Origin of the sequence: Trichocoleus sp. FACHB-591, assembly GCF_014695845.1 — a bacterium.
GTDB lineage: Bacteria > Cyanobacteriota > Cyanobacteriia > FACHB-46 > FACHB-46 > Trichocoleus.
Window position 1 is genome coordinate 39,888 of the sequence record NZ_JACJPA010000096.1, and the last position, 16,034, is coordinate 55,921.

The 16,034-nt window shown below is 49.4% G+C and carries 18 protein-coding genes; 17 read left to right on the forward strand and 1 reads right to left on the reverse strand.

Annotated features, from left to right (window positions below; genetic code table 11):
- Positions 1–106 precede the first annotated feature (106 nt).
- From H6F90_RS18250 to H6F90_RS18290, 10 genes are all read left to right on the forward strand, one after another.
- On the forward strand, positions 107–2,593 hold the full coding sequence (locus H6F90_RS18250; RefSeq protein ID WP_190553730.1) for a dynamin-like GTPase family protein: 2,487 nt from the start codon (positions 107–109) through the stop codon (positions 2,591–2,593).
- Positions 2,594–2,768: 175 nt separating this feature from the next.
- Complete coding sequence (locus H6F90_RS18255) at positions 2,769–3,101, forward strand: KGK domain-containing protein (protein ID WP_190553731.1); 333 nt, start codon at positions 2,769–2,771, stop codon at positions 3,099–3,101.
- A 46-nt stretch (positions 3,102–3,147) separates the two neighbouring features.
- Positions 3,148–3,429 (forward strand): hypothetical protein, encoded by a 282-nt coding sequence (locus tag H6F90_RS30780; protein ID WP_242024529.1) that lies wholly within the window; start codon positions 3,148–3,150, stop codon positions 3,427–3,429.
- The gene (locus H6F90_RS31595) at positions 3,396–3,464 is read left to right on the forward strand and encodes a hypothetical protein (protein WP_370588055.1); all 69 of its coding nucleotides are present in this window, start codon (positions 3,396–3,398) and stop codon (positions 3,462–3,464) included. Before H6F90_RS30780 ends, H6F90_RS31595 begins: the two co-directional genes overlap by 34 nt.
- A 37-nt stretch (positions 3,465–3,501) precedes the next feature.
- Positions 3,502–3,885, forward strand: a complete 384-nt coding sequence (locus H6F90_RS18265; protein ID WP_190553732.1) for a KGK domain-containing protein — start codon at positions 3,502–3,504, stop codon at positions 3,883–3,885.
- 13 nt (positions 3,886–3,898) lie between these two features.
- Positions 3,899–4,210, forward strand: a complete 312-nt coding sequence (locus H6F90_RS18270) for a KGK domain-containing protein (protein ID WP_190553733.1) — start codon at positions 3,899–3,901, stop codon at positions 4,208–4,210.
- Positions 4,211–4,213: 3 nt separating this feature from the next.
- Positions 4,214–4,546: a KGK domain-containing protein gene (locus tag H6F90_RS18275; RefSeq protein ID WP_190553734.1), complete on the forward strand. Its 333-nt coding sequence runs from the start codon at positions 4,214–4,216 to the stop codon at positions 4,544–4,546.
- A gap of 22 nt (positions 4,547–4,568) precedes the next feature.
- Entirely contained in the window at positions 4,569–4,814 is a 246-nt protein-coding gene (locus tag H6F90_RS18280) for an HNH endonuclease (RefSeq protein ID WP_190553735.1), read from the forward strand.
- A 20-nt stretch (positions 4,815–4,834) separates the two neighbouring features.
- Positions 4,835–6,433, forward strand: a complete 1,599-nt coding sequence (locus H6F90_RS18285) for a hypothetical protein (RefSeq protein ID WP_190553736.1) — start codon at positions 4,835–4,837, stop codon at positions 6,431–6,433.
- A gap of 88 nt (positions 6,434–6,521) precedes the next feature.
- A complete protein-coding gene (locus H6F90_RS18290; RefSeq protein ID WP_190553737.1) occupies positions 6,522–7,199 on the forward strand; it encodes a GvpL/GvpF family gas vesicle protein in 678 nt (225 codons plus the stop codon).
- An 8-nt stretch (positions 7,200–7,207) separates the two neighbouring features.
- Here H6F90_RS18290 and H6F90_RS18295 read toward each other — a convergent pair whose 3' ends face one another.
- Complete coding sequence (locus H6F90_RS18295) at positions 7,208–9,076, reverse strand: ArsA family ATPase (protein ID WP_190553738.1); 1,869 nt, start codon at positions 9,074–9,076, stop codon at positions 7,208–7,210.
- Positions 9,077–9,171: 95 nt separating this feature from the next.
- Between H6F90_RS18295 and H6F90_RS18300 the strand changes: the two genes are divergently transcribed.
- From H6F90_RS18300 to H6F90_RS18330, 7 genes are all read left to right on the forward strand, one after another.
- On the forward strand, positions 9,172–11,001 hold the full coding sequence (locus tag H6F90_RS18300) for an AAA family ATPase (RefSeq protein WP_190553739.1): 1,830 nt from the start codon (positions 9,172–9,174) through the stop codon (positions 10,999–11,001).
- Positions 11,002–11,574: 573 nt separating this feature from the next.
- Positions 11,575–11,793 carry a gas vesicle structural protein GvpA gene (gene gvpA, locus H6F90_RS18305; RefSeq protein WP_190553740.1) on the forward strand — a complete coding sequence of 73 codons (219 nt, stop codon included), beginning with the start codon at positions 11,575–11,577 and terminating at the stop codon, positions 11,791–11,793.
- Positions 11,794–11,885: 92 nt separating this feature from the next.
- Positions 11,886–12,992 (forward strand): gas vesicle protein GvpC, encoded by a 1,107-nt coding sequence (gene gvpC, locus H6F90_RS18310; RefSeq protein WP_190553741.1) that lies wholly within the window; start codon positions 11,886–11,888, stop codon positions 12,990–12,992.
- Entirely contained in the window at positions 12,989–14,248 is a 1,260-nt protein-coding gene (gene gvpN, locus H6F90_RS18315; RefSeq protein ID WP_190553742.1) for a gas vesicle protein GvpN, read from the forward strand. The genes gvpC and gvpN overlap by 4 nt, the downstream gene beginning before the upstream one ends.
- A gap of 12 nt (positions 14,249–14,260) precedes the next feature.
- On the forward strand, positions 14,261–14,632 hold the full coding sequence (locus H6F90_RS18320) for a gas vesicle protein (RefSeq protein ID WP_370527453.1): 372 nt from the start codon (positions 14,261–14,263) through the stop codon (positions 14,630–14,632).
- A 150-nt stretch (positions 14,633–14,782) separates the two neighbouring features.
- Positions 14,783–15,244 (forward strand): gas vesicle protein K, encoded by a 462-nt coding sequence (locus H6F90_RS18325; protein ID WP_190553743.1) that lies wholly within the window; start codon positions 14,783–14,785, stop codon positions 15,242–15,244.
- A 51-nt stretch (positions 15,245–15,295) separates the two neighbouring features.
- Complete coding sequence (locus H6F90_RS18330; RefSeq protein ID WP_190553744.1) at positions 15,296–16,033, forward strand: GvpL/GvpF family gas vesicle protein; 738 nt, start codon at positions 15,296–15,298, stop codon at positions 16,031–16,033.
- Position 16,034 lies beyond the last annotated feature (1 nt).

The window sequence follows — 16,034 nt, forward strand, 5'->3', positions numbered from 1 at the left end:
AAAGGCAGGGTTACCCTGCGTCTGCTCGGCAAGGAATGGGAACTCTGGGGGTTGAGTTTAGAACTAGTCCGCGTTCACAGCAATTGCCTCTTCAGTACTTGCCACCATGACTCAAATGCCCCTCCAGTGCCACAGCCTGCCAGAACAGGTTGATTCTCTGCTGCAACTGTTGCACCACGAACCATCGTTACGTGCCCAGCAAGATGTTACCGTCATTCAATCGTCCCTGAAAAAAGCGATCGCCCCTAAATTTGAGATCGTGTTTGCGGGGGCGTTTAGTGCCGGGAAGTCGATGTTGATCAACGCCCTGCTAGAACGCGAGTTGCTCTACAGCGCTGAAGGCCACGCCACCGGAACCGAGTGCTATGTCGAATATGCTGAGCCAGATCAGGAGCGAGTGGTGCTCACGTTTCTGAGTGAAGCCGAGATTCGGGAGCAGGCTCAGGCACTCTGCCAACGCTTAGGGCTAACGGCAGCGATCGCTATTGATCAGCCGGAAGTAATGGGTCTGCTGCACCAAGGCTGTCAGGCAATTATTCAGCAGGAAGGTGGTGAGAGTAAGTCAGAGCGGGCCAAGCAAGCCAAGGCGCTGATTTTGCTGCTGGAAGGATTTGCTGCTAACCGCGATCGCCTGCACCCCACTAACCACGCGACTTACTCAATGGAGCAGTTCAACTTCTCCAGCCTCAAGGAAGCTGCCAGTTTTGCTCGCCGGGGTAGCAATAGCTCGGTTCTGAGGCGAATCGAGTACTACTGCCATCACCCCCTGTTGCAAGATGGCAACGTGTTGGTAGACATGCCCGGAATTGATGCTCCGGTGAAAAAGGATGCCGAGCTGACCTACCGCAAAATTGAAGACTCCGATACGTCAGCCGTGGTTTGTGTCCTAAAACCTGCGGCGGCGGGCGACATGACCACCGAAGAAACCGAACTGCTAGAGAAGATGCGGAGCAATATTGGCATTCGCGATCGCGTCTTCTATGTGTTTAACCGCATTGATGAAACTTGGTACAACAGCCAACTGCGGCAACGGCTGGATGATTTGGTGTATGCCCAATTCCAAGATTCAAGCAGAGTTTACAAAACCAGTGGTTTGCTGGGCTTTTATGGCAGCCAGATTAAGCAAACTAGGGTTGGCGATCGCTTTGGCCTCGATTCTGTCTTTGCGGAGAGCATCAAGGGCTTGGATGGGCAGGAAGAAACGCCGCAGTTTGTGAATGAATTCAACCGTTACTGTGCCAACTCTGGCAAACTGGCTTCTAGCCGCTTCCGGATTTCGGTCAACAGCTACGAAACACCCAATGAGAACTATGTGCGGATTCTACAAGAGTCGGGCGCGCCTCTGGTGGAGCAGTTGATTCAAGACAGCGGCATTGAGGAATTCCGCACAGCGATCACCCGCTACTTGACTGAAGAAAAGCGACCCCAACTGTTCGCGAACCTAGCCGATGATCTGCAACCACTCTGCATCAATCTCCGCAATCACTATCTCGCAGCTCGGTGGGAGCTAGACAGCCAGCCCCGCGCGATCGATGCGATGAAAGCCCGTGAACTGGAGCATCTGGGGCATGAGCTGAAGCAAATTGGAGCTGATTTTTCTCAAGCGATCGCCCAGGAAGTGAATGCGATCGCCGGAGATGTCACCAACGCCACATTTGAGGCAGCGTTCATTAAGCTGAAAGCTCGGATGGTCAGCCGTTTGGATGAGTTGCTGAATACGTTCTCGGTGGCGGATGCTTACAGTCGCGCCACGCTCAGCCATCCTCGCAATGCCACAGCTCCTCTAATGGCAATTTTGGTGGAGGCGTTCTATTACTTGGCGAATGAGCTAGAAACCGTTTTAGTCGAGGCTTCGCAAGCGGTGGTTGTGGCCTTTTTCCAATATTTGACGGAGCAGGTTCGCAAGTCAGATTATTACCGCAAGCTCTACCGCTTACTAGGTAACGATGGCGGCATTGAGACACAGCTAAAGCATTTGGAAGCCCAAGTCCGACACGCGATCGCGAACCAAGCTCGAATTGAGTGCGATCGCTATGTGCGCGAAACTCCGCAGTTTTTTGGTGATTCGCCGTTCTTTTTCCAACTGCGGCAAACGTTGCAGCAAACTTCTCAGGGGTATGACTGCGAAAGTATGGCTGAGGCAGAACCCGCGATTCGCCAATTGCTGAAGCTGGATTTTGAACCCAAAGTATCAGCCACAATTCGCCGCAATTTCCGCCAAACGCTCAACCAAACGCTGAAAACTCATCTGTTGCCAATGGCGGAGCAACAAGCGGATGCAATTTTCCAGCAATATGACCATGCTCGCGCTTATTTGGAGCAAACACTGGAGAAAGAAGCGGAAGAAAAAATCCTCCGCAATCAACGTCTCCTCACAGAAGTTGATCACAATATTGCTACCTATAACCAAGCCGTTGAAGCGATCAATAGTTGCTTAAAAGCGATGCAATTACGCGATCGCCAACTTCCCCTTATCTCTACCCCTGACTTCGATCAAACGGTTCCTGCTACTTACAACTCAGAAACTTTTGATCTCGGTTCAAGTAATGGGACGCAACCAAGTGTCACTGAAACTAACGCTAACTTGGCTTAGGTGTAAAAGGCTCTCCTAGCCCCCCAAATTTGGGAGGACTAAATTCTTAGCCTTCCCTAAGTAGAGAACTGGACTCTTAGCTTCCCCCAGTATTGGGGGACTGAGGGGGCCAGTGCAGGGTCTTAAATACTTTTTAGGTGATCTCTTCTAGGAACTTTTATGAGCAATAAACTGCATGGAAAACCATAATTTTTCGTTTAGCTTCAGTGATGAAAGCGTAGTCGCATTTGGCTCTATTTTACATAAAGCAGGTAGATTTAGAGAAGCATTAAAAGTCCTACTAACACGTGAGAATATATCACAAAAATCATCTCAGAATGAATTAAAGATATTTACGAAAGACTGGTTTGGGAATGGTATAGATTGCGAGGTTTTGGAGCTTGGTGATAAAGCCTGGAGAAAAGGGAAAATTAAAATCAAAGTCAGTATAGAATTTCATCCTGATGAGTCTGAAGCTATAGATTCACCACTTGATGATATTCGTCAAGCGATCGCCGAGGAGAACTAGAAATAGAAGAGGTTTTTGAAAAGCTTGAGTAGGAGGTTATTTTTGAATGAGTAAAAGATTGTTCTTGGAAAATCTAAAAGATGGTGTTTTGCATGTGGACTTCAAGGAAAACAAGAGCTTGTTTCATATTGACACCTTTATAGTCAAAGACTTACTTGCAAAAATTAGGCAAGGATTTGCATATGGTCTGTCAGAACCCGAAATCAATCACTTTTTTGGAAAGGGAGTAGTGTGTGATCTCCTGCAACCTGAGCTGACTGGAGAAAAGGCAAAATCAGGATATGTGTTGAGTTTATTCCCGACAAAACAGAATCAGACTCACCCTTAGATGACATCCGTGAGCACATTGACAGCAATATCTGAGTTCTAGTACCAATCTCATAGAGAGGATTTGTTGAGTATGAATAAAAAATTTGAACCTTTAAGTTCAGGCGAGGTCTTATCTTTAAATGTTTATGACGATTATGATACAAGCATTGTGTATGAAGAAGGCATGTTTAAGATGCCTCATACCTTTAAGAAGTCTGAGTTAGAACAGGGAATTAGAAATATATTAATAGAATTTGATAGTTCTTATGTTACGGCAAGGAAAAAGCTTCTAAATGAAGGTTTAAGTTGTGAGGCTTTAAGGTTCGGATCACAAAACTGGCGAAAGGGCAAGATGCGAGTCAAGGTTTCTGTAGAATTCTGCCCGGATGAAGCTGAAGAACTAATCGAAGATGGCAAATCGTTAAACGGTGAATCAAAATCATCCCTTGATGATATTCGTCAAATGATTAGTTAATAAAGGTATTGAAATGAGTCAGTTCGAGAAGTTGGAAGATTCAGAAGTAGTTTCTGTAAATAGTTCCGATCAAATGGTTGTTGCACATACAACTTTCAAAGTCTATGAATTTATCAAAGTTTTAAAAGAAGGCTTTTTTGGGAGAATTGCCGAGGAAATAACGAAAAAATGGTTGATAGAGGGAATGAGTTGTGAGGTTTTAAGTCCTGGAAAAGGTTGGAGAAAGGGGAAGATCAAGCTTGGCTTGGTTTTTTGTCCAGATGAAACAGATTCACCGCTTGATGATATTCGTCAGCAGATGTCAGAAGAGGGCGATCGCGATTAACTTATGGACAATAGCGAGAACAATAAATTTCAAGCCTTGAAATATGATGAAGTCCTTTCTATTTACTCCGAGGACATTTCGGACTATTTGGAATTGCCACGGACTCTCAGAGTGATTGAATTTATCGAAGCGATCGCCGAGAAATCTTTACCTTCCGATCAAGCAATTAGTGTCTTTGCTGAAGGCATGGAATGTGAAGCCTTAAAGTTTGATGGTCAGGGTTGGCGTAAAGGCAAAATCCGAGTCAGCTTGGAATTTCTTCCCGATGAAATGAAGTCACCCTTGGATGATATTCGTCAGGCGATTCCTAACGATGTTTGGCAAGATCCTTCGTGAGCAAAGCCGTAAGCACAACATTATGAGCAAAACTCCTCGCATTCGGATTCCGCCAGAAGTCCGGAAATATGTGTTTGAGCGCGATCGCTATCAATGCCGAAGCTGTGGGCAGACTCAATTAGAGGTGCATCTCAGTATTGACCACATTATTCCACTGGCGCGAGGCGGGTCTAACGACATTAGCAACCTGCAAACGCTCTGTCTGCCTTGCAATCATCAGAAACAGCATTATCTCGATCCGCGATTCCAGCGCCACTTCAACCTCTAGATACTCCAGCAGAGACAGCCATGATCCAACCTCAATCTTCTCTAGTGGTACCGATGCTAGCTTCTGAGGCAATCGAGTGCCTAGAAGGAGAGTTGGTGGCTGAAACCGAGGAGTTTGACCCCGCATTTGACTTTGCCGCGATCGCCAAAACAGTTTTGAAGTTGAGCGAGCCAATCGCCATTGAGGGCAACTCGCAGCCACTAGTCTTAGCTCAGCCAGTTGCTCAGCCCGTTTTAGAAGCGATGCAGCAATTGGTGGCAATTGTCGCCAAGTTGCGATCGCCCCAGAGTGGCTGGCCGAGCGACTTAGAGCCAACAATTGAGAACTTGATTCCCTACGTCACAGAAGAAGCCTACGAAGTCTTGGAAGCGCTACAAACTAGCTCTCTAGGTTCATCTTCTGGGCCAGTCGCACCCGCTGCAACTGCGACCCTACCAGACTATTTCTTGATTGAAGACTTAATTCCGCAGTGGCTTTGGTACATTGCCAAAAGTTCCTACGACTTAATGCGCCTGCTCTGTGGCGTTGAGGCAAAAGTGTTTCAGCCTGGGCAGGGTTGGCAAACTGGAGCTTTACGTCTTGTAGCCCTGCTAACGCTGAAGTTGCCCCACGAAGAATGGGCATTAGATTTAGCCACCAATCAGCCACCTGTCAACAATCTGACGCATCAAGCGCTGGTTCAGACTGAGGGCGAAAATTTCTGCAATCAACCCACTTGGGCACAGCGCTTTACCCAGCAGTTGCTCCAGCAAATGCAGACCGTGACGCCAGAAATGCAGCGTTTTACTGAGCCTACCGCAGTCGATTGCCTCCAATCTGGACAAGCTTGGCAGTCTGGCACTTTACAGTTGCAGTTTGCGTTTGAATTTACCGAGGGCACAACCCTGACGGATCTCACAGCTCCCAACGGAATATCAGCGTTTGGGACAGCCTTAAAAGTCAAGCTAACCGAGCCAGCGATCGCGCAAGCCTACTTTCAAACTCAGCTACAACCCCTGAGTGTGGCGATCGCTCATGCAACTGCTGCACCTGAAGCCGATTCAGCAGCGACTGATCTCTCTGGCGTCCTGCTACCCAGCATTGTGGCAACTGCTGAGGCGATCGCCAAGATGATACCCAATGCTACTGAGCTAGCACCGGATGGGCCGCTTCAGCCAGAAATTTGTGTGGATGGCTGGCTCCCTCAACTGCTTTGGCAGCTCACCAGCAGTTCTTATCAAACCATGCACCTTGTAGGCGGCGTACCAGCGGAGGTACTGCAACCTGATGAGCCTTGGCTGACAGGAACTCTGCGGTTGTTTGCCGTACTCGCAATCAGCGCTCCTCACCTAAACTGGCTATTCGATCTGTCAACTGGACAAGTGCTCAAAACCCTTCCCAATGCTTTGGCGGCCCAAACCTTAATTCGGGTCAGTTCCGGCGTAGGTGGGAAAGACTTGCAACCCGCAGCCACCTTCCTCACCCAACTACTTAAGCCGATTGAGGCTAATACACCACTTCTGCAACAGCTACTTCAAGGCACTCCCATCGCCCTACAACCACCCGTGAGCGATGATTGGTCCGCCGGACACCTGCAACTCAAAATTGGTTTTGAGCTGATTTCAGATTCCGTCACCTAGGGGCTTAAAGTGGATAAATAAAGCAGGAAAATGCCGCCTTTGCCCACGGCCCTGCCCAAAGTAACCTGGCTGCTTCAAGCTCGCCTAGATGCCGATGTACACCTATGCTTTCCTCAATACACCCACAAGTGCCATCGAACTACCGTCTGGAATTGTGAGTGCTTTGGAGCTAGTGACTTGCGATCGCCTCTCTGCCCTAATTGAACCTGAGTTGTCTTTTGAAACGCTACAAGATCATGACGCTCAGTTAGTCCAAGCAGTGTTGACACACGATCGCGTGATCCGAGAATTGTTTGAGCAGACCGCTTTACTGCCCCTGCGGTTTGGCACTCGGTTTTTGTCCACTGAGGGATTGCTAGCCCATCTGCAAACCCACAGCCAGGAATATCTGGAGAAGTTAGCAAGGGTGACTGGCAAAGCTGAATACACCCTAAAGTTAATCCCCTTAGTTTTAGAGATCGAAGCCACCTTGCCCACAGAGGCTCAGGGGCGAGAATATTTTTTAGCCAAAAAACGTCGTTTCCAAAGTCAGTATGAGCAACAACAGCAACAGACGGCTGAGTGGCAGTCCTTAGTGCAAGCGATCGCCCAAATCTATCCGGGTCCAGTCTTGGGTGAAGCTCAAGATGGCAGTCAACGAGTGTATCTGTTGGTAAGCGCCCAGGAAGGCCCCCAACTTTACGAACACTTGCAAACTTGGCAAATCCACTGTCCCCACTGGGAACTGACTCTCAGCGAAGCGCTCCCTCCCTATCATTTTGTCTAGCTTGGGCTTTAGAACAATAACTCCGCCGCACCTTGAATCCTCGTCAGGGGAGTAACCGAGCGAGGCAAGACTGGCAGATAAATGGTGGTGTGCTGAGGTAAAGCATCCGCAGGCAGTTGGAGTTCTGGTGCAAAACGGTTGTGAACCACGTAGCGTTGAGGCACCCCCATCTCCGCCAAGGACTGAGCTAAACGCTGGCCCTCCGCCACAATGGCCGATTGCGCTTGTAACACCAAAATAAACTCGGTATATTTCGGGTCTTGAAGCCGTTTTTGCGCTTGCATCACTCGTTGCCGTAGCGATCGCAGACGCCCCATAAACTTAGTTCGCCCCAGCACGTCTTGATACTTGATCCACAGCTTAAAAATCCAGGCTAGCCAATCTCCCAGAGCCGTTGGCATTTCTAGAAATCTGAGCAAATGTCCAGTCGGAGCCGTATCCAAAATAATCAAATCTTGCTCTTGCCGCTCCAATAAATCGATCACTGTAATTAGCGACAACATCTCATCAATGCCTGGTAACGCTTGAGCGGCAATCCGTCGCCATGCTTCGGGGCCGTAGGCAATACTCAATGTGCGATCGCCCTCGGTACTATCTCCACTCATCATCTCCGCCAGTTCCCACAGATACTCTTCCCGGAACTGCTCTAAGACTTGGCTGGCATCAATCTCTTGTCCGGTTAAGTTGGAAGTTAATGCTGTCGGTTGGTGTCCTAACGGTTGCCCAAAGGCATCACCCAAGGAATGGGCGGGATCTATGGAAATCACTCGCACTTGGCGATCAGGATGTTGTTCAGCCATGCCCCAAGCGATCGCGGCGGCGACTGTGGTTTTGCCCACTCCTCCTTTGCCCCCAATGAATAAAAGTTGCCGACCTGCCGCCATAAAATCCTCGAAACTGGGAGAAACCTTGGTAGGCCATTGCACCACCACTGGCGGAGTGGAAACCACAACTTCTAAAGGCGCGATCTGAGCCACCAGATGATCGAGTGCGACTGAGCCAACAGGTTCTTCAAGTTGCTGAGGTACAGTGAAAATCGGCTGAGCACCCAGGGCTTGAAATTTCCCTAGAATCTCCTGCTGCTCAGAGTAGTGATCGCCATCCTCAAGCAGCGTGAGAATGTGATTCACCAGCAATCCACCCAGGGGAATTTGCAGTTGGTTCAGTGCCTCTAGAAACCGCTGGGTTTCCAAAAAGCTCATGGGTTCCGCGATCGCCACTACCAAACAAGCGGTGCAGTCAGGGTTTTGCAAAAGCTGTCGCCCAGCCAATAGCTCTGCCTTCATCTCATGGAGAAAAGCATCGGCATCATCGGCGGTGTAGCGTCCGGTAAAACTTTGGCTGAGAACTCGATGCTTTTCTTGAAACAGTTCTAGGGCTGCCAGCAACTCGTCCAAGAAATCCATCAACTTAAACAAGTTAATCGTATGGCCGCTAGGTGCCATATCCACCACCACGCGATCGGCTTCACCTTCTCGCAGTAAACGCTGGATTTCTAGAATGCCCATCAACTCATCAAGTCCGGGCCAACTTAAGTTCCAAAGGGGAGATAAATCTTCTCCCTGAACAAAGCTACCCCGCTCTACCAAAAGCTCCAAGACTTGACCGTACCGAGCTTTGAAGTCTTGCAGGAGAGCAGCCGCATCCAGCGATCGCACTCGCAAGTTAGGTAAATCTGCTAACGCATGAGACGTATTACTGGTTTTTATTTGCAGCACATCGCCTAAGGAATGAGCTGGATCAGTGGAAACTAAAAGAATTGTTTGCTCAGGAAACTGTTTGGCCCAGCGGCGAGCGAAACCGCAAGAAAGCGTGGTTTTACCGACACCCCCTTTACCGCTAAAGAGAGCGAGTTGCAGGGAATCATACTGATGCATAGGCTCGTAAAGATTGTTACACCTGAATCAATGGGCCTGGAACCGATCGCTATCTTGCATCACCTAACTGGCATCACCCAACTGGCAGCACACGCATGGACAACTTATTCAAAGGGTTCGAGCAACTGATAGAACTTGCCAAAGCCCTGGAAGAAAAGGCGGAACAGGGAGAAATCAAAACAGATATTCAATTTCGCTCCCGCAGTTTAAGTAGTATTCCCCGACAAGGAAACATCCCCTCAGGTATGGGCGTGCGTCGTGGGCCTGTCACTTCTCCTAGTGCTGATGCGACACCAGCCTCCACCCCCGAAGCCACCGTCACGCCACCGACCCGCGAGCCCAAAGCTCCACCGCTACAAACCGTGGGCGGCTTAGCACCTGTCCTCAAGGAATTACGCGAACTAGTAGAAATTCCCCTCAAGCGCCCAGAATTGTTACAGCGTCTAGGATTAGAACCTACCAAGGGAGTTTTGTTAGTAGGGTCACCCGGAACGGGCAAGACTCTAACTGCCCGCGCCTTAGCCGAGGACTTAGGAGTCAACTACATTGCGATCGTTGGCCCAGAAGTCATGGGCAAATATTATGGGGAAGCCGAAGGTCGATTGCGAGCCATTTTTGAAAAAGCCGCCAAATCAGCCCCTTGCTTGGTATTTATTGACGAAATTGATAGCCTTGCTCCCGATCGCAGCAAAGTGGAAGGGGAAGTTGAGAAGCGTCTGGTCGCACAACTGTTGGGCCTCATGGATGGCTTCGCCAAAGCCGAAGGTGTGATTGTCCTCGCTGCCACCAATCGCCCGGATCATCTAGACCCAGCGCTGCGTCGTCCCGGTCGCTTCGATCGCGAAGTCCAATTCCGAGTGCCCGATCGCGATGGCCGATTAGAAATTTTGCAGATTCTCACTCAGTCGATGCCCTTGGAGGATTCGGTTAATTTAGATGCGATCGCTGACTTAGCAGTTGGCCTAGTGGGCGCAGACCTCAAAGCCCTTTGCCAAAAAGCTGCCTATAGTGCCTTGCGCCGCTTAGTCCCGTCTTTGGACGAACCCCTGCCTGAAGAAATGACCTTAACACAGCAAGACTTCCTGCAAGCCATCAAAGAAGTCAAACCCGCCGTTCTGCGCTCGGTAGAGATTGAGTCGCCGGACGTGGCTTGGGATGACATTGGCGGCTTGGACGACCTCAAGCAAACGCTGCAAGAATCCGTGGAAGGGGCACTGCTTTACCCAGAACTCTACCAACAAACAGGAGCCAAAGCGCCCCGTGGCATTCTGCTTTGGGGACCACCAGGTACAGGTAAAACTCTTCTTGCTAAAGCCGTAGCTTCTCAAGCCAGAGCCAACTTCATCGCCGTTAATGGCCCAGAGCTGCTGAGCCGTTGGGTCGGTGCTGCAGAACAAGCAGTGCGGGAATTATTTGGCAAAGCTCGTCAAGCGGCTCCTTGTGTTGTATTTGTCGACGAGATTGACACCCTGGCTCCAGCACGAGGCCGCTTCAACGGAGATTCTGGTGTGAGCGATCGCGTCGTCGGTCAACTGCTGACGGAGCTGGATGGTTTGCAAGGCTGCCCCAACGTGTTGCTGATTGGAGCGACCAACCGCCCAGATGCCCTCGACCCTGCCCTCCTACGAGCGGGACGATTAGATTTGCAACTCAAAGTAGATCTACCGGATCAAGCTAGTCGCCTCGCCATTCTGCAAGTACATAACCAAGATCGCCCCTTGCAAGGTGTAGACCTAGCATCTTGGGCCGCACAAACGGAAGGCTGGAACGGTGCAGATTTATCCCTTCTGAGTAATCAAGCCGCTTTAGAAGCCATTCGCCATTACCGAGCCACAGGACCTGCCGATCCTACCCAAATTCGGATTAGTAACGATGAGTTTGCCGCTGCTTATCAAGCTCTCGCCACCCAAAGACAAACTCCATAACTCCTCACACCAACTCCGTCCCCCTTTCCCCTCAGGAGCATGGAGCGCAATTTCCTCTAGGCGAGTATGTTCAGTCAGGCAGCATTTTAGTAATGAAGTGCTGCCTACTGTTGGGGGTAGGGGCGATTGCTTAACCCTCAATTCAAAAACTCAGTATTGCTTAGCGATCGCAGAAGAAGCCAAACTTTTTCCTGCAATTTGCTACTAATCATCAATTTACATGAATAAAAATATTGGCAGGTTTAGATTATTTTCTAGTAATAAATCCCTAATTTACAATTCCCAAATTAATCAATTCAACGAGTTGAAATTGCTGCATTGAGCGCTAAAGAGCGATCGCATCCCTGAATCAACTCATTGCAAAAGCTTTTCCGAGCTTCACGCACTGTCCTCAGTACTTCTCTCAACAGCAAAAATTGCTAAGGCAGATTTTCCGTGTTTATGCTGGCCTTTTTAATACCTTAAATACTTATTCTAGCCTTGTACCCACAGCTCCATCAAACCCTTGCTATGAGAAGGCTGTGGCGTGTCAAGCCCCAGAAATTTACCAATTAATACACTTAGGAAATCATCATGGCTGTTGAAAAAGTAAACTCCTCCTCTAGCTTGGCTGAAGTAATTGATCGCATCCTCGACAAAGGCATTGTCATTGATGCTTGGGTTCGCGTTTCCCTAGTAGGAATCGAACTGTTGGCAATCGAAGCACGGGTTGTAATTGCTTCCGTTGAAACCTACCTAAAGTATGCCGAAGCAGTGGGTTTGACCACTCAAGCTGCGGTTCCTGCTGCTTAGTAGCTAGCTTGGGGGGTCTTGCTGACTCCCCTTTTTTCACTTCGCCCATTTTTATTTCGGCTGATCTCTCGGCTTGTGGAAGGAAACTCGCAATGGTTGCTCTGAGAAACTTATGGCAAGAACAGCGGCGGCAGCGCCAGCAGCAACTAGCTCAGCGCCAGCAACAAGTACAAGCAGCTTTAGCGGCAACGCGGCAACAACGCCAAATACGAGCAGCTCAGGTCCACCACAACCTCGCTGCATTTCGCGCTGATCTAACTGAAGAGAATGAACTTCGGCAAGCCAACCAACATCTGTTCCGGCTGCAACTGCAACAATCAGTTCAGGCGTTGCAACAAGAAACCCAGAATTTTTTGGCTTACAGTCGCTTAGAGCGTCAAATCCAAGCTGAGGAGCTAGCTGAGCAACTAGATAGTTTTGTACAGCAACTCCAACAGCAGACGGCTGAGTTTTTATCACTCACTGCCATAGAGCGATCGCTGATGGCTGAGCAATTAGCCCAAGAACTATGCCAATTCCACTCCAAGCTAAATGCCAGTGTTACCCTGCTGCGCCAGGAGATCCAAACACGAGTTTCTACGCTGCAACAAGAAACTCAAGCGCTTTTATCAACCAGTCAGCATGAACGGGTTTTAATGCGAACCCAACAAGCAAAAGAACTCACTACCTTTGTCGAGAAACTTAGTGCTGATGTGCAGAGCTATTTGTGGGAGCTGGAGCTACTGCGAGAAGACCGAGCCCAACAAATGCAACAAACCCTCAGCCAAAGTAGAAGCGATCGCCAAGCCCGTGTCGCAGCTCTATTCCAACGCTTCGCCACCTTTCGCACTGAACTACAGCAATATTGCACCAACTTGCGAACTTCTGTTTGGGGCGCAGATTTAGAAAATCAATTAACTCAAAGCCAAACCTCTCCCCCGTCCCCTCTCCTACAGGAGAGGGGGGCCACAGACGGGCAGAGGTCAAATTCAGAGCCTACTAGCGCTCCAATTCCCCCTGCTCAACCCACACCTGTAGACATCGAAAAAGAAGTTTACAACTACATCCATCAAGTTCAAGGAGCCCGTTTAGCAGAGCTAGAAACTGCTTTAACGATCAATCGAATTCAGGCCGTCGATGTGCTCCGCTCCTTAATCACCAAAGGTTTAATTACGCAGCGCGATCGCGTCTATTACACCCAAGAGGAATTTAACCTGTGAGTACTGTCCTACAAGCCCGCCCCCGTCGATTTGTCAGCACTCCCGCCGTCGAGCGTGTGGCTGCTAGAGCTTTGCGCTACCTGCAATCTGGATTTTCCGTGCATCTGCGTGGCCCTGCTGGCACAGGTAAAACCACTCTCGCTTTACACTTGGCTGATCTTTTGACTCGGCCCATCATGTTGGTCTTTGGCGATGACGAGTTCAAGACTTCAGACCTAATTGGTAATCAGTTGGGTTATACCCGTAAAAAAGTTGTAGACAACTTTATCCATAGCGTTGTTAAAGTCGAGGATGAACTCAAGCAAAACTGGGTAGACTCTCGCCTCACCTTAGCTTGCCGCGAAGGTTTCACCTTGGTCTACGACGAGTTCAACCGCTCTCGCCCGGAAGTCAACAACGTTTTACTTTCCGCTTTAGAAGAAAAGATTTTGGCTCTGCCACCCAGCGGCAATCGTCCTGAATATGTGCGAGTCAATCCTCAATTCCGGGCTATCTTCACCTCCAATCCAGAAGAATACTGCGGGGTGCATTCCACCCAAGATGCCTTGATGGATCGTCTGGTCACAATCAACATGCCAGAACCCGATGAGCTGACTCAGCAAGAGATTTTGGTACAGAAAACCGAGATTGAGCGGGAAAGTGCCATCCTCATCACTCAGTTGGTCAAAGCTTTTCGCCTCAAATCAGGGGCTGAGAAATCTTCTGGTTTACGCTCTGGCATCACGATCGCCAAAGTTTGCCAAGAGCATAATATTCCTGTCATGGCAGAAGATGCTGACTTCCGCGATATCTGCATGGATGTGCTGCTTTCTCGCACCAGTTTGCCCCTCCAAGAATCTACCACCCTGCTTTGGGAACTCCTCAACGAACTCGTTTGCCGCGAACCTAAGGCGATCGTACCCACACCCGTAACTGCACCACCCCGCTCAGAGTATGCCGATTGCACCGTGACTATTGCTGCCACCTCAGCTGCAGCCGAGCCAGCCACCGTAAAGGCTGCTGAACCCCAGGCCGCTCCTCAAGCTGCAACTGAACCTGCCGCTGCGATCGCGGAACCCGAAATTAACGACCAAGACCAACTGGGGTTAGATGAGGCAGAAGTCTATACCTATCTGCGCCAAGCTGAGGGAGCAAGAGTCTCAGAAATTGAAGCAGCTTTAAGCATGAATCGATTTCAGGCGGTGAATGCGTTACGTTCCCTAGCTCAAAAGGGAATCCTAGCTCAACGCAACAATCGCCTCTACGTCACTTCCTGAGGAAGCCCCACTGTGACTACTTTCCCCCAAATGCCCGCCCCTAGCAGTTCTAACCGTGGTGCGATCGCCACCGCTACTCAAGGCTCAACCTTAGCCGATGTTCTAGAACGAGTTTTAGATAAAGGCATTGTGATTGCGGGAGACATTTCCGTTTCAGTTGGCTCTACCGAACTGCTGAGCATTCGGATTCGCTTGCTAATTTCTTCGGTAGACAAGGCGAAGGAGATTGGCATCAATTGGTGGGAAAGCGATCCTCATCTCAGCAGCCAAACCCACAGCCTGATGGAGGCCAATCAGCAACTCCTCCAGCGGATTGAGGGGCTAGAAACAGAATTGCGAGCCTTACGCACCGCTCCCACCGCATTACCCACAGCTCCCGCTTAAAAACATAGTTTTTCCTTTGCCATAGACTCTCCCTCTCCGAGTGGGCTTCATGCCCACTTTTTTTGTGGGTAAGAGTTTTGTGGATAAGAGTGAAATGGGAGGATGGCGATCGCGCTGGGCATACTAAACTCGTAGCCTTAGGGTCAAGCCATGCCATTATCAGACCCCCCGCCCCCCTTATTGCTAGAGCCTCAGCGATCAACTAAAGATGCTGGTTTAGCGCCGTTGCTGCTGACTGTGGTCGAGCTAGTGCGGCAACTGATGGAAGCTCAGGTGATTCGGCGGATGGAAGCAGGACGCCTGAGCGACGAGGATTTAGACCGAGCTGCTGGCAGTCTCCGTAAGTTAGAAGAACAAGTGGTGCACCTTTGCGAAATCTTTGAAGTGGATCCCGCAGACTTAAATGTTGACTTGGGAGAAATTGGCAATCTGTTGCCTAAAGCTGGAGGCTACTATCCGGGCGAGACTTCTACTAATCCCTCAATTCTAGAGTTGCTAGATCGCCTCCTGAATACAGGTGTGGTCGTTGAAGGCAGCGTAGATTTAGGACTGGCTCAACTGAATTTAATTCAAGCCAAACTCAAGCTAGTGCTAACCTCACAGCCGCTATAAAAAATAGTATTCATTGCACTTAATCCTTAAACATTGCAATAGGTAAAACAGATGGGAACTGGATTGTATTTGTATGGAATTTTCCCCACCCCTGGCCCCCAACAATTAGAAGCCCAGGGTTTAGATAAACAGCCTGTTCATACCCATGTTTTAGATGGATTCACGTTTCTCTACTCCGAGGCCCAGCAAGAGCGTTATTTAGCCAGCCGGCGCAACTTGCTAGACCACGAGAAAGTGCTAGAACAAGCAATGCATACAGGCCACCGAACCCTGCTCCCTTTGCAATTTGGTTTAATTGTAGAAGATTGGCGTACCGTCACAGAACAACTCACTGCAACTCAGGGGCCCCAATTAGAACAACTGTTCCACAAACTTGATGGCCGCAGAGAAGTTGGTGTAAAAATATTTTGGGACGCTGAGGCTGAGGTACAAGCTCTGTTAGCTCAAGATGAGCAGCTACGCTCCGAGCGCGATCGCTTAGAAGGTAAATCCCTCAGTATGGATGAGGTAATTCGGATTGGTCAGGCGATCGAACAAGCCGTAGAAGCTCGCAAGCAAAGCATTATTCGAGTATTTCGATCTACCTTGAATCCTCTAGCTAGCAGCGCACTGGAAAATGATCCGCTAACAGAAGCCATGATCTACAACGCGGCTTATTTGATTGCTTGGGATGATGAAGCTGCATTTAGTGAAAAAGTAGAAGCACTGGATTTGCAGTTTGAGGGGCGGTTACGCATCCGCTACAACAACTTCACCGCTCCCTATAACTTCGCCCAACTTGCCAATTAAA